The sequence below is a fragment of the Candidatus Arthromitus sp. SFB-mouse-Japan genome (assembly GCF_000270205.1).
GTDB lineage: Bacteria > Bacillota > Clostridia > Clostridiales > Clostridiaceae > Dwaynesavagella.
Genome location: NC_015913.1, coordinates 342,138 through 356,270, shown reverse-complemented (window position 1 = coordinate 356,270; position 14,133 = coordinate 342,138). Strand labels below are relative to the sequence as shown.

The 14,133-nt window shown below is 26.2% G+C and carries 15 protein-coding genes; 3 read left to right on the top strand and 12 right to left on the bottom strand.

The window, feature by feature from the left end:
- Positions 1 to 77: 77 nt before the first annotated feature.
- Entirely contained in the window at positions 78 to 782 is a 705-nt protein-coding gene (locus SFBM_RS01700) for a zinc dependent phospholipase C family protein (RefSeq protein ID WP_007440689.1), read from the bottom strand.
- 323 nt (positions 783 to 1,105) lie between these two features.
- On the opposite strand from SFBM_RS01700, the gene spoVB reads away from it, so the two are divergent.
- The gene (gene spoVB, locus SFBM_RS01695; RefSeq protein WP_005807090.1) at positions 1,106 to 2,620 is read left to right on the top strand and encodes a stage V sporulation protein B; all 1,515 of its coding nucleotides are present in this window, start codon (positions 1,106 to 1,108) and stop codon (positions 2,618 to 2,620) included.
- A 17-nt stretch (positions 2,621 to 2,637) separates the two neighbouring features.
- On the opposite strand, the gene SFBM_RS01690 is transcribed toward spoVB, so the two are convergent.
- From SFBM_RS01690 to SFBM_RS08045, 4 genes are all read right to left on the bottom strand, one after another.
- A complete protein-coding gene (locus SFBM_RS01690) occupies positions 2,638 to 4,272 on the bottom strand; it encodes a putative polysaccharide biosynthesis protein (RefSeq protein ID WP_005807092.1) in 1,635 nt (544 codons plus the stop codon).
- A 12-nt stretch (positions 4,273 to 4,284) separates the two neighbouring features.
- Positions 4,285 to 5,274 (bottom strand): pseudouridine synthase, encoded by a 990-nt coding sequence (locus tag SFBM_RS01685; protein WP_005807094.1) that lies wholly within the window; start codon positions 5,272 to 5,274, stop codon positions 4,285 to 4,287.
- 8 nt (positions 5,275 to 5,282) lie between these two features.
- Positions 5,283 to 6,473, bottom strand: a complete 1,191-nt coding sequence (locus SFBM_RS01680) for a M20 metallopeptidase family protein (protein ID WP_005807096.1) — start codon at positions 6,471 to 6,473, stop codon at positions 5,283 to 5,285.
- A gap of 124 nt (positions 6,474 to 6,597) precedes the next feature.
- Complete coding sequence (locus tag SFBM_RS08045) at positions 6,598 to 6,762, bottom strand: hypothetical protein (protein ID WP_005807098.1); 165 nt, start codon at positions 6,760 to 6,762, stop codon at positions 6,598 to 6,600.
- A gap of 133 nt (positions 6,763 to 6,895) precedes the next feature.
- On the opposite strand from SFBM_RS08045, the gene SFBM_RS01675 reads away from it, so the two are divergent.
- Both SFBM_RS01675 and SFBM_RS01670 read left to right on the top strand, forming a co-directional pair.
- Entirely contained in the window at positions 6,896 to 7,807 is a 912-nt protein-coding gene (locus tag SFBM_RS01675) for a DUF5685 family protein (RefSeq protein WP_005807099.1), read from the top strand.
- A complete protein-coding gene (locus SFBM_RS01670; protein WP_005807101.1) occupies positions 7,800 to 8,378 on the top strand; it encodes a tetratricopeptide repeat protein in 579 nt (192 codons plus the stop codon). The genes SFBM_RS01675 and SFBM_RS01670 overlap by 8 nt, the downstream gene beginning before the upstream one ends.
- A 265-nt stretch (positions 8,379 to 8,643) precedes the next feature.
- On the opposite strand, the gene SFBM_RS08040 is transcribed toward SFBM_RS01670, so the two are convergent.
- From SFBM_RS08040 to tig, 7 genes are all read right to left on the bottom strand, one after another.
- Positions 8,644 to 8,793, bottom strand: a complete 150-nt coding sequence (locus SFBM_RS08040) for a hypothetical protein (protein WP_173362454.1) — start codon at positions 8,791 to 8,793, stop codon at positions 8,644 to 8,646.
- 366 nt (positions 8,794 to 9,159) lie between these two features.
- Positions 9,160 to 9,585 carry a hypothetical protein gene (locus tag SFBM_RS01660; protein ID WP_007440721.1) on the bottom strand — a complete coding sequence of 142 codons (426 nt, stop codon included), beginning with the start codon at positions 9,583 to 9,585 and terminating at the stop codon, positions 9,160 to 9,162.
- Between the two features lie 101 nt (positions 9,586 to 9,686).
- Positions 9,687 to 10,214: a hypothetical protein gene (locus tag SFBM_RS01655; RefSeq protein ID WP_005807108.1), complete on the bottom strand. Its 528-nt coding sequence runs from the start codon at positions 10,212 to 10,214 to the stop codon at positions 9,687 to 9,689.
- Positions 10,215 to 10,321: 107 nt separating this feature from the next.
- A complete protein-coding gene (gene yihA, locus SFBM_RS01650; RefSeq protein ID WP_007440720.1) occupies positions 10,322 to 10,888 on the bottom strand; it encodes a ribosome biogenesis GTP-binding protein YihA/YsxC in 567 nt (188 codons plus the stop codon).
- Between the two features lie 29 nt (positions 10,889 to 10,917).
- The gene (clpX, locus tag SFBM_RS01645; protein WP_005807114.1) at positions 10,918 to 12,177 is read right to left on the bottom strand and encodes an ATP-dependent Clp protease ATP-binding subunit ClpX; all 1,260 of its coding nucleotides are present in this window, start codon (positions 12,175 to 12,177) and stop codon (positions 10,918 to 10,920) included.
- 31 nt (positions 12,178 to 12,208) lie between these two features.
- Positions 12,209 to 12,793 carry an ATP-dependent Clp endopeptidase proteolytic subunit ClpP gene (clpP, locus tag SFBM_RS01640; protein ID WP_005807117.1) on the bottom strand — a complete coding sequence of 195 codons (585 nt, stop codon included), beginning with the start codon at positions 12,791 to 12,793 and terminating at the stop codon, positions 12,209 to 12,211.
- A gap of 24 nt (positions 12,794 to 12,817) precedes the next feature.
- A complete protein-coding gene (gene tig, locus SFBM_RS01635) occupies positions 12,818 to 14,119 on the bottom strand; it encodes a trigger factor (RefSeq protein WP_005807118.1) in 1,302 nt (433 codons plus the stop codon).
- Between the last annotated feature and the right edge of the window lie 14 nt (positions 14,120 to 14,133).

Below are 14,133 nucleotides of genomic sequence, written 5' to 3'. Positions count from 1 at the left end.
AAATACAAATCCAATACAACAATTATTATGTACCACAAAACAAAAGATATCCCAATAAATGTTAGGATATCTCTTTTTTAAATCACATTATTTATTTTCTCATATATATCAATTAAAAATCCAGCCGTAGTTTCATGTGCTCTCCTCAAAATTTCACAAGCTATATTCATATACCGTATCTCTCTATCACTTATATTTTTATTAATCATACTAACATTTTGAGAAAATACTATGTTTTTAACAATATAATCATCAATTCTATTAAATCTGACAACACCTGATTCTATATTAAATTTATCTTCATCATATATCTTAGATATTATCCAAAGTTCAAATGTCCTATGTTCCTTAAATAAATCTCCACTTCCATGTTGAGGAACCGTTGAGTCCTGTATAAGGTGTAAACATACCCCTACATAAAACATGCATTTTTCAATTTTATTTTTATCCAAATAATACATTGCTGTTCTATAATACTTTTTAAATTCATTTAAAAGATCAGAAAATCCATATAATCCTCTTAACGTATCTATATTATAAAAATGGTTACTACTTTTGTAATCCTGATCCGCCCAAACAACACCATCATTTATAAAATTCATATATTTTTTCATAAAAATACTGATATTATATAAACTTTCATTATTCAATATTTGTATAGAATTATTATTTATAAATTTATGTGTAATGCAATGAGTCTTCATTAACACCTTTTTTATAGGATTTGTAATACCCATTATTTTTTTAACTGCTCTTCCATACGTTAACTCAACTCTACCCATACGACTTTCCCCTCTCACTCTATTGGAATTTAATCCTAATATATATAAACTCGACTTTATTTACTAAATTAACTTAATATACAAAATAACAATCTAATAATAATTATCAAAATTATATCAAATAACTTAACATATCTCCATAACTTATTTAAAAATATATATTTACATAATGTAATATCACAAATATATTATTTAACACTTTCTTCCTAATATGTATTACGGATTATTTAACAAAAACATTATCCCTAAATTTAATTAAGAATAAATTTTTTTTTCTATAATACCTTTTTAATATAATATTCTGTAAAAAGGAGGTATAATTTTTGGAAAATAGAAATTTCTATAAAAAATCTTTTATTTTGAGCTCTTCAAATATATTAACAGGTATATTAGGTTTTATATTCTCAATTATTCTTTCAAAAGAACTTGGTGCTGAAGCCTTAGGATTATATGGTCTTCTTATGCCCATATACAATCTTTTCATATGTCTAATGTGTGGTGGTATATTAGCTGCTATATCAAGGCTAACTTCTATATATTTTGATAATAAGTACTTTAATAAAGTTAATATAACAATAAAAACATCAATGATATTTACTCTGATATGGTCACTAATAATTGCAATAATCGTATATACTCTTGCCCCTATTATTGCCAAATTTATAATAAAAGATATAAGAATAATTACTTCTATTAAAATAATTTGCCCTGCTATGATATTTATTTCTATATCAAATATACTTAAGGGATACTTCTACGGTACATCCCAAATAAATATACCATCTATAATCGATATATTAGAAAAATCTATACGTATAATAGTATTGATAATAGTCATTAAATCATTTAATTTAAAAACTGTAGAAGCTACAGTAACTGCAGCATATGTATCGATCTGTATAGGCGAATTTCTAAGCTATGTTTTTTTATACTCTTATTATAGGAAAATTAAAAATAAATATAATAATAATCTACCTATATCCACTACAAAAAGAAGATTATTAAAAGATATGTTAAAAATAGCATTTCCATTATGTATAAATGGTTTAATTACAACACTATTAAGTACATTAACAACACTTATAATCCCCAGAAGACTTATTAAATCTGGTCTTAATTATACACAAGCCTTATCCGTAATAGGTAAATTCAATGGTATGGCTCTAAATATTGTACTATTTCCACTTATAATAATAAGTTCGATCTCTACTTTATTAATTCCAGATTTATCAAAGTCCATAAGCAAAAATGAAATTAAGTCTGCTGAAAAGAGAATACGAGAAGTAATAAAAATATCATTTATACTCGGGCTTGCAACTATGGTTATATGTTTTGTAATACCAGATGAATTATCATATATGTTCTATAAGAGAACTGATTTAGGATCATATATTTGGTTTGCAAGTATCGTAACTCCAGTATTTTTCATTTCAATAACTACATACAGTATTTTAAACGGACTAGGCAAACAAAATAAAATATTATTAAATTCTCTAATATGTTCAATAATAGAAATTTTAATCATATATATATTAGCTGGTTTTACAAAAATAAATATATTTAGCTACGCTATAGCAATAATAGTAGATTCATGTTTATCCATAATTTTAAATGTTAAAGAAATTAAAAAGAACATTAAAATTAAACTAGAAATAACAAAATATATCATTTATATACTTTTAGGTATATTGATGATATTAGTACTATATTTAATAAAATCTTATATACCACCTAAGTTTGATATTATACAAAACCTATTAATAATTTTCTGTGGCTTCGGTGCTTTTGGAATAACTCTCGTCCGTGATATAAGACAACGCCCATTTAATATTAAATAAAAATAATGAGTAAATTCCTAATTAAAGAATTTACTCATTATTTTTTTAGGTATAATTCTAATAATAGACGAAGGTATAAATTCCAAATCTTCCTTATTAAAATATCTCAAAACAACTATAAATACAAAATATACTATACATCCAAATATCACTACTAAACCAAAAGTTAAATATTTAATTATAATAGAATTATTATTCATAAATAAAAATGAATTAAATTTATAAAATATTATTATAAAAATACCCATCACAATAGAAGAAATGAATGGCTTTATACTATTTATTAAACCCATACCCTTAAATCCTATATATTTTTTAATCAATATACCATTTATAATCATAGGTACTAAAAATCCAACTATACTCCCTATAATAGCCCCATTTATATTTATACTCGGTATGCCAACTAAAAAATAATTGCTCAATAATTTTAATAAGACACCAATAAATAAACTTGTAAATACCGAATAAAATTTGTTTAATCCTTGAAGTATAGTAGTTTGAATTTGCACAATAGACATAAATACTACAAGACTAGATCCATAAAGCATTAAGGTATATCCACTACTATACTCTGTAGAAAATAAAATAAGATATATCGGTCTACTTAACAAAGCTAATCCAACACACGAAGGTATTGATATTGATAAACTTGTCTTTAATGCAAATCTTATTTTTTTAAATAAATTATTTCTATCCTTAAGTACGACAGATTTAACCAAACTAGGTATAACTGCTGCAGATAAAGCCGCAATAATAGCAAGTGGTACATATATAAGAGTTTTATATTTCCCAAGTAACCCATATAAAATATCCCCTGTTGAGTAATCAAAACCAGCAAACATAAGTCTATTTTTAACAAGAGCTAAATCTATAACAGCCCCCACATACTGTATTCCAGATGTCAATATTACAGGTATACCATATTTAAAAAATGTAAATATTATATCTTTTGTAGAATCGCTTTCTCTCCTCTCAAGTTCACAATTTAAATATGGCACCGATATGTTCAAATTATACAATATTCTTTGTTTCCTCATAGTCATACATAAAAATATAATAGCTATAATCGCACCAACTGTAGTACCAACTGTACCTCCTGCAGCTCCTAATTCTAAACTATTATTTACCAGCATCGACGCACAAAATATACTTATAAAAATATTACATATTTGTTCAAGCACTTGAGATAATGCTATGGGTGTCATATTTGATATACCTTGAAATAATCCCCTATACCCCGCTAATATAGATGTGAAAAATATAGTTGGAGATAGAAATAAAATTCCTAAATATGCTCTTTCACTACCTATCAATGAAGAAATTGGTTTGGCAATTAAAAATAAAACAATGGAACCTACAAAACCTATAATAAATAGGATCCTATTCCCAATCTGAAATGCTTTTAAAATGTTTTGCGATTCATTAATAGCAACAAATTCAGCAATTTGCTTAGATATAGCGATTTGCATACCAGAATTTGTTATAACATATATTAGACTGAATATATCATAAGAAGCTAAATAAATCCCATATCCTTCATCTCCCAATATTCTTATAATTATTGGAACATATAAAAGGGACATAATTTTTACAAGAATACTTGCAAAAGATAAAGATATAAAACTCCTACCAGTAGATTGTTCTTTCATTGTGCTATCCCTCTAAATTGTAATTTTAAATTCCTGTTTTATAATCCTTTTAAATTGTGACGGCAGCGGTGCCACTATCACCTTACTATTTAAATAATTTATGCTCATATTTTCATCTATTCCATTAAAGGACAATTTATATGCAAATAACAACTGATTTTGTACTCCATATTTGTTGAAAAAATAGTTCTTTAATCCTTTATTGCCATATTTTATATCTCCAACTATTGGATTATTTAAAAATTGAAGGTGGCTTCTTATCTGGTGACTTCTTCCAGTTATTAAATTTATCTCTAACAAACTAACTACACCATTTGTATCAATAACCCTAACTTCCATTTGTATTTCCTTGGATTCCGGTATTTTATACTTATATACTATTGATTTATTCAATTTACTATCCTTTTTTATGTATGCAGTATAAATCCCATCTTTTATTTTACCTTCAACAAGAACTCTATAATACTTAGAGATTATTCTATCCTTAATAAGTTCACATAACTCTCTTGTAGCTAAATTATTTTTTCCAAATATAACTAATCCATAAGTATTTCTATCCAATCTGTTTACAGGTGATGGATTAAAAATCAAATTATTATTTAAATTAATATCTTTTTTCTTAGACAAATACATCCTAACATCTTTACTTAAATCTTTTGTATCACGGTTACCATCTGAATGAACTAGAGTATCAATATTCTTCACTACAACCAATATATTTGAATCTTCATAACATATCTTTGGTTTATTATATTCTACATATTCTTCAGTATCTATACCTTGACTATCATTACCTAACTTATAATAATATCCAAATATTCTCAAAATATCATTTTCTTGTATCTTATAATTTATCTTTTGTTTCTTACCGTTAACTCGTATATTCCCCTTTCTTATATCCCTGAATATTAAATTTAATTCAACATTTTTAAATAATTTCCTTAAAAACTTATCTAATCTTTGGTTCTTCTCATTACCACCAATTCTAATCTCCTGTTTCATTATTTCTCCTAATCTAAATTATTTAAATAACTAAACGCTATCGCACTTTGGAGTGCAACTCCGAGCACAAGACCTTCTTCATCTAAATCAAACAATCCTCCATGAGCTGGATGAATAATACCTTTTGATATATTTCTTGTACCTAAAAAATAAAAAAGTGAGGGCACTTCTTGAGAGAAATATGCAAAACTTTCAACTCCCATAGATGGATTTATATCCATAATTACATTTTCATCACCTATTACCTTTTTAAATACTCTTTCTCCCAAAAATACCATTTTATCATCATTATACAAACATGGGTATCCATCTACTATTTCAACCTCAACATTAACCCTCATAGACACAGCAATACCATTACATATCTCCCTCAATCTCTTTATCACCATTGCTCTATCTTCTTTGGTTAAAGTTCTAATAACTCCTTCAAGTTTAACTTCCTCAGGAATAATATTAGGTGCCGTCCCACCAATAAATTTCCCTATAGTTAAAACAGATGGATTGTGTGGACTAATTTCTCTACTTATAATAGTTTGAAGAGATGTAACAATGTTACATGCAGCAACTATAGGATCAATACAATCTTCTGGATGTGCTCCATGTCCACCTTTCCCTTTAATAATTATCTCAAATGGATTAGAAGCAGCATTAACAACTCCATATTTCATTCCAATACATCCTGAGTCTATAAGCTCAGAAACATGTAATCCCACTATAGCATCAACTTTAGGGTTATCTAAAACACCATCTCTAATCATAAATTTAGCTCCACCTACAGTTTCTTCAGCAGGCTCAAAAATAAGTTTTACACTACCTTTAAACTTATCTTTATGATTATTAAGTATTCTAGCTACACCCATTAAAATTGAAATATGACCGTCATGTCCACAGGCATGCATCTTACCCGATATCTTTGATGAATATTCTACATTTTTTAAATCGTCAATTGGAAGTGCATCCAAATCAGATCTAAGTGCAATTGTTTTTCCTTTCTCTTTCCCGTTTATAATAGCCACAATCCCTGTTCCTGATAAAACTTTATTTTCAATTCCCAAATGATTCAAATAATTTAATATTGTTCTACACGTTTCAAACTCTTCGAATCCCATCTCAGGATGCTTATGAAAATGCCTTCTATGATTTATAATCTCATTTCTTAAGTTTATAGCCTCTTTCAAAAAATCTATATTATTCAACAAAATAACCAACTCCAAAATAAATATATAAATAAATATTACAATACTAAAATGATTTTATCTATAAAAAATCTAAGTATTTTAAAATCAAAAATACTTAGATTCTATGTAAATAATTTGATTTTTACTAATTATTTATAGCTTGTTGATCTGAATCTCTATAACTTTTCCCATTAAATACCTGTGCAAAAGGACAATCTTCAGCTGGATTTTCTTTATTCACATTATAATAAACACATTCTTTAAAGCATTCTACAATTTCAACCGAAGTTGACAAAAAATAACATTCCATATACCATCACCTCCGAATAAATTATCTAATCTAATAAATTTAATATTTATTTTTATTACACAATTTTTATTTAATAATTACTTTTTTATGTTATACTCTTAAGATAAAAAATGTTAGGAAAGGTTAATGTAAAATGTTTGGATATATATATCCATTTAAAATGGATTTAAAATTAAAACACTATAACACATTTAAAAGCTATTATTGTAGCCTATGTCACACAATTAAAAAAAATTATGGAAATATCCCGAGAATAAGCCTTAATTTCGATATAACTTTTATGGCTATATTCCTTGATAGTTTCTCAATTAAAAAACCAGTTATAGAAAAAAAGGTATGCTTGATTCATCCAATTGAAAAAAAATATATAATGAAAAATATATCTAGCATAGAATACTCAAGTCACATAAATATAATTTTAACACATAATAAAATTGTTGACGATATTAATGATGAAAATAATTTACTTTCAAAAATACTTCTCCCAATTTCCAATAAATATATGCAAAATTTACCAAACTATCTTAATAATATTAAACATAAAATAAATAATCATCTGAAAAATTTAAAAGAACTTGAAAATAAAAATAAAATTTTATCAATAGACGAATATGCACATCCATTTAGCAATCTAATGAAAGAAATATTTAATTTTTATTGTAAATTTAATGATTTCGACAATAAAACCCTAGTACATATAAATAGACTATCTTACAGTCTAGGTAAATGGATATATATAATAGATTCACTAAATGATATAGAAAAAGATCTCAAAACTAGCTCCTTTAATCCCATAATTCATATACATAATATTACAAAAGAAAAAATAAACATAGAAAAATTTAAAAAGTCAATACAAGATAAATATTATCCACTCTTAACTCATGTTAACTACAATTGTCTTGAAAATTTTAAGTATTTGAAATTAAATAAAAACTATGATTTAATTGAAAATATACTACAATTAGGAATGCCTTTTAAAACAGATAAAATCATAAATAACTTTAATTGCAATAATAAAAAGGAAGTGTCTATGAATGTATAAAAAATATTTTGAAATATTAAAATTGCATGAAAATGCATCATTAGATCAAGTAAAATCCTCCTATAAAAACTTAATTAATATATATAATGAACAACTTATTAACAACAGCTCAAACTATGAAGAAATAAATAAAAAAATCTCAGAGTTAAACAGTGCCTACGATTATTTAATGAATAATTTATTTATTAATCCTAATAATCAAAGAATATCACTATCACAAATTAGAGAATTGATAAATTTAAACAAACTAGATGAAGCAAAAAATAAACTTTGGAAAATTGAAGATAGAAATGCAGAATGGAATTATTTAATGGGTCAGATATACTACAAAGAAGGCTGGTATGATAAGAGTAGAAATCACTTTGAAATCGCATATAATTTAGAGCCCAATAACTTCGAATATAGCAATGCTTACAACTCATTTGAAAACATAAACAATCAATTTAGAAAAACCTATTCAAAAAGAGTTACTACAAATCATGGATATGGATGCTGCGATACTTGTTGTACATTATGGTGTATAGATTCATGTTGCGAATGTTGTGGCTGTGATTTTATAACTTGCTGTTAATGAAAAATACACATAAATTAACAAAATCCTCAATAATGACATCTCTTACAGTAATGCTTTTTATATTATGTAGGTTAATATCAACTGCAGATTTAAGCTTATTAACTTTATCCTCATTATTAATTTGCATATCGATAATAAAATTTGGAAGTAAGCATTCATTGTTAATAATGGTATCATCTATAATATCCTCTTTAATATTAGGTATAATTGAATATAGTATTATATATTTTATCTTTTTCGGTTCATATCCCTTAATAAAGTTTTACATAGAAAGATTAAATAATATAAAGCTTGAACTTACACTTAAAATACTATATTTTAACGTAATATTTTTACCCATATTTTTTATGTATTCTAAATTATTTTTTCCTATAAAAATAACACCTTTTATTATGCTAACAGGAATACTCATATTTTCTACTATATTTATAATATACGATTTATTTTTAACAAGAATAATAACATTAATATATTCAAATAACACTATAAGAAAACTGTAGAATGTGATAAATATTTAAACATATACATCCCAAACAAAATCATCATATTCAATAAAGTATAATATATAATATAAATTTCTAATTTTTTAAAATTTATATATCTCTAAATCCTTTACTTTATTCCACCATGATAATAAATATAAAAATCTCTACAAAAAATATAAGACCATCAACAAAAGATGGTCTTATTAAAGGGGGATTAGTGGAGAAAAATATCATCTCCATTTACATTTATATTATTTCAATTTTCAATAAAATTATACATATCTTAAAATAATTTACATACAACCTTTCTCAGAATTTATTTCTTCCATATAAAAATCTATAAATCTATCTATTATATTACCAAATTCAATTCCCAATAAAGGTTTTAAAGAATTTAAAAAGTTAATAATTATTTCATTTTTATTATGAATTTCATCAAATATATTATTCGTTTTATTCTCAACATTAAAATTATTATTAATATCAAAACCATTAGATAATAAAGAAAAAATGTTATTCAAATTATTAATATCTACATTATTAAGTACATCCATAATATTATTCAAATTATTATAAATATCATTAAAATTATTAAATTGAAATTTAGTATTTAAATATGGATTAAAATTATTACCTACATAATTACTATCTATAAGTCTATTATTATAATAATTATTTTCATATTCTGCTCTATCATAGGACTTTTTGCGTTTTGACATATAAATACACCCCTATATATATATTTAGGAGGGCAAAAGGCCCTCCTAATATTTCAATCTATAAAAATTGAACATATATTTTTATAATTATTTCTTAATAATTATATTTCAGTTGAACAACTTCCACATGGTCTATTATGATGTGGTGGATTACATACATTCATACATCTATTATTATTTCTACTACATAAAAGCAAAAATAATAGAATAGTAGATAAATCAAATGAACACCTATTACCATTTATAGAACCCATATTTGCAGTTATTGGTAATTGTTGCGGATAAGGGTAGTAAGGTTGAGCTACCTGATAAGTTGAAACAGGAACTTCCATATATGCTTGTCTAACTTTTTTAGTTTTATATTTTAATCCATTATTAAAACAAGGTACAGAAGTAGGGGTTACATATTGTTGTGTTTGACATTGATTTGGATAACAAACCATATTGCCTAAATTACAGCTTGATGTCTGACCCAAACCAGATAAAAAAAGTAATGGTAATAAACCAGAAAATCCATTATGATGATTTCCAATGTTTGGTGAACAGCATCCACAATTATCGTGAATATGATTTCTATGGCCTACTTCACAATTATTGCCAACTTGATTCATAAAATTCATAAAATCCATTATTAATCTCCTCTTAATTTTATAATTTATATAATAATTTTATGTATAAAAATAAAATATGCTACAATAAAAAAAGTATATTATCTAAAAATAATATACTTTTTAATCTATGAAAATATAAAATTTACCAATTCATCCCTATTATAATTTTTCAAAGAGGAGTAAAATAATATATTAGACTTACTAAACTGTCTCTTAAAAATATGCTCATTTTTTTTAATCTGAGAATAGCTTAATTTATCAGATTTAGTGGCTATAATATCTATCTTATAATTCAAACTATTAATCCAATTATACATCGTTACATCACTTTCAAACGGATCATGCCTCGAATCTATTAAAAGTATAACCCTATCTATATACACTCTATTATTAAAATATGATTCTGCTATATACTTCCACGAATCCCTTTCACTTTTAGAAACCTTAGCGTAACCGTATCCAGGTAAATCTACTAGATAGAATGAATTATTTATCAAAAAAAAATTTAAAGTCCTTGTTTTACCTGGAGTAGAACTAACCTTTGCTATCCTTTTACGTTGTAATAACGAATTTATTAAACTAGACTTACCTACATTAGACCTTCCTACAATAGCTATTTCCTTTAATCCATCATTAGGAAAATCTTTACAACTTACTGCTGATTTTATAAATTTACTATCATATATAAACATTCTAAATCCTACTTAACATTTTTATTTAACTAAGCACTTTCTATGTCATTATTACCTTTTCCATCTTTTTTATAAAAAATATCTATTTTTTTATCATCTACACTCCTTTCAGTTACTACAACTTTATCTATATTTTTATCTGAAGGTATATTATACATAACATCAATCAGCAAATCTTCAACTATAGTTCTAAGACCTCTAGCTCCAGTATTCCTACTAATAGCTTTCCTCGATATACATTCGAGCGCTTTCTCTTCAAACTCTAATTCAACCTCATCATATTCAAATAATTTCTTATATTGCTTTACTATAGCATTTTTAGGTTCTTTTAATATTCTAACTAATGCATCCACAGTTAATGCATTTAATGAAACAAGTATAGGTAAACGCCCTATAAACTCAGGTATTAATCCAAACTTCAATAAATCTTCTGGTAATATATTAGCAAATATTTTATCTAATTCCTTATTCTCCTTAGAACTTATATCCGCTCCAAATCCCATAGCTCTAACATTAATTCTTTGCTCTATAATCCTTTCCATACCATCAAAAGCACCACCACAAATAAATAATATATTAGAAGTATTTATTTGTATAAATTCCTGATGCGGATGCTTTCTCCCACCCTGTGGTGGTACAGATGCTACCGTACCTTCCAATATCTTAAGTAGTGCCTGTTGAACACCTTCGCCAGATACATCCCTAGTTATAGAAGGATTTTCAGACTTTCTAGCAATTTTATCTATTTCATCTATATATATTATGCCTTTTTCAGCACGCTCTATATCATAATCCGCATTCTGTATCAACTTCAACAATATATTTTCTACATCTTCTCCAACATATCCAGCTTCAGTTAACGTCGTAGCATCAGCTATAGCAAATGGTACATTCAAAAATTTTGCCAAAGTTTGGGCTATTAAAGTCTTTCCAGAACCAGTTGGTCCCAGTAATAATATATTACTTTTTTGTATCTCAACGCTATTATCTTTTATAAGTGAATTAATTCTCTTATAATGATTATATATAGCTACTGACACTGATCTCTTTGCTTTATCCTGACCTATAATATATTGATCTAAATAATCCTTTATCTCCATAGGTTTAGGTACCTTAGATACCTCAACCTTTTGTTCATCTACACAATCATCTGTTATTATTTCTGAACATAAATTTATACATTCATCACATATATATACCCCAGGACCAGCAATTAACCTCCTCACTTGCTCCTGATTTTTACCACAGAAAGAACATTTTAATTGCTTGCTTTCATCTAATTTCGCCATAACTACACCCCGCAAATAGACTCAATAAATATTATTTCTTCTTACTTATAACATTATCTATTAATCCATATTCCTTAGCTTCATAAGAACTCAAAAAATGATCCCTCTCAACATCTAACTCTATTTGGGATAGTGATTTACCTGTATTTTCACTCAATATTTTATTTAAATCATTCTTCATTCTTAATATTCTTCTTGCATGTATATCTATGTCTGTTGCTTGACCTCTAAACCCACCTAATGGTTGATGTATCATTATCTCACTATTTGGTAATGCAAATCTCTTACCCTTAGCTCCAGAAGATAATAAAAATGCTCCCATAGATGCAGCCATACCTATACAAATTGTGGATACATCTGGCTTTATATATTGCATAGTATCATATATAGCCATACCTGCTGTTATAGACCCTCCAGGGCTATTTATATATAAATGTATATCCTTATCTGTATCTTCACTTTCTAAAAATAATAATTGAGCAACTACTAAACTCGCGGTAACATCATTTACCTCATCTCCTAAAAAGATTATACGTTCTTTTAATAACCTTGAATATATATCGTAAGAGCGTTCACCCTTACTTGTCTGCTCAACAACTATAGGTACTAAAGCCATAAGTCTCCTCCTTTAAAATACACTCTATTTAATACCTCTTTTTTTATTTTGATTTACTAAAAATTCTACAGTCTTTGACATAACTATATCTCTCTTTAAAGAATCCTTATATGATGATAAAAGACTCTCTTTAATAGAACTAATTTTTTCCTCATCATGAGAGTACATCTTAGCTAATTCTAATGCCTTGACATCAAGCTCATCCCCATTTACTGATATATTTTCTTTTTTAGATATCTCTTCTATAACCAAATTAGATAAAACTTGTTTAACTGCCCTATCTCTAAAATTATTTCTTATATCATCCAAACCTATACCATAATATTGACAATATTGTTCTAAAGTTGTGCCTTGGTACTTTACTTTATTCTCAAAATCATGTATAAGTCTATCAATTTCACTTTGTATCATTGGTTCAGGAATATCAACTTGGGAATTACTACACACTTTCTCTATAACAGAATTCTCAAACTCATATTTTTGCTTCGTATCATTATCTTTAATTTTCTTCTCTCTTATGCTATTTTTCAATTCATCTAAAGTACTAAATTCAGAATAAGTTTTTGCAAAATTATCATCCAATTCTTCTAATTCTTTAACTTTTATTTCATTTATATTAACTTCAAATTTAGCCTCTTTACCCTTTAATTTATCAACACCATAGTCAATTGGAAACACAACATTTACATCTACCTTATCACCCTTAGATTTACCAATAAGCTGATCTTCAAAATTATCTATAAAACTATTTGATCCTATCACTAAATTATAATCCTTAGCTTCTCCACCATCAAACGGTTCATTATCTATAAATCCCTTAAAATCTATTACAACTATATCACCATTCTCTATAGTCCCATCTTTTAAAATTAAGCGTGCATTTTTTTCTCTTAAATTTTGCAATTCTTGTTCAATATCATTATCATTTACTTCATAGCTAACTTCCTCTACATCTAAATACTTATACTCTCCAAGTACTACATTCGGTTTAACATATACAGTTGCTTTATATTCAAAGTCTTCTCCCCCTTTACAATTTATAATATCTATACTAGGATAATCTACAACTTCAACCTTATGATCTTCAACAGCATTTTTATAAGTTCTCTCTATCAAAATATTTGCAGCATCATTATAAAGCGCCTCGACTCCAATCATTTTCCTGAATATTTCAAACGGAATTTTACCTTTTCTAAATCCTGGTATATTATATTTAGAAACATTTTTCTTAAAAGACATCTGTATAGCATCAGAAAATTCTTTCTTATCTATCTTAATAATAAATTCTACCCTACTATTTTCAAGATTATTTAACTGAACGTTCATTACAAAACTCCTCC

Excerpts from the sequence above, each read along its gene's own strand:
- SFBM_RS01700 (WP_007440689.1), bottom strand. The coding sequence starts at position 782 with ATGGGTAGAGTTGAGTTAACGTATGGAAGAGCAGTTAAAAAAATAATG.
- SFBM_RS01690 (WP_005807092.1), bottom strand. The coding sequence starts at position 4,272 with ATGAAAGAACAATCTACTGGTAGGAGTTTTATATCTTTATCTTTTGCA.
- SFBM_RS01685 (WP_005807094.1), bottom strand. The coding sequence starts at position 5,274 with ATGAAACAGGAGATTAGAATTGGTGGTAATGAGAAGAACCAAAGATTA.
- SFBM_RS08045 (WP_005807098.1), bottom strand. The coding sequence starts at position 6,762 with ATGGAATGTTATTTTTTGTCAACTTCGGTTGAAATTGTAGAATGCTTT.
- SFBM_RS01675 (WP_005807099.1), top strand. The coding sequence starts at position 6,896 with ATGTTTGGATATATATATCCATTTAAAATGGATTTAAAATTAAAACAC.
- SFBM_RS01670 (WP_005807101.1), top strand. The coding sequence starts at position 7,800 with ATGTATAAAAAATATTTTGAAATATTAAAATTGCATGAAAATGCATCA.
- SFBM_RS08040 (WP_173362454.1), bottom strand. The coding sequence starts at position 8,793 with ATGAGTATTCCTGTTAGCATAATAAAAGGTGTTATTTTTATAGGAAAA.
- SFBM_RS01660 (WP_007440721.1), bottom strand. The coding sequence starts at position 9,585 with ATGTCAAAACGCAAAAAGTCCTATGATAGAGCAGAATATGAAAATAAT.
- SFBM_RS01655 (WP_005807108.1), bottom strand. The coding sequence starts at position 10,214 with ATGGATTTTATGAATTTTATGAATCAAGTTGGCAATAATTGTGAAGTA.
- yihA (WP_007440720.1), bottom strand. The coding sequence starts at position 10,888 with ATGTTTATATATGATAGTAAATTTATAAAATCAGCAGTAAGTTGTAAA.
- clpX (WP_005807114.1), bottom strand. The coding sequence starts at position 12,177 with ATGGCGAAATTAGATGAAAGCAAGCAATTAAAATGTTCTTTCTGTGGT.
- clpP (WP_005807117.1), bottom strand. The coding sequence starts at position 12,793 with ATGGCTTTAGTACCTATAGTTGTTGAGCAGACAAGTAAGGGTGAACGC.
- tig (WP_005807118.1), bottom strand. The coding sequence starts at position 14,119 with ATGAACGTTCAGTTAAATAATCTTGAAAATAGTAGGGTAGAATTTATT.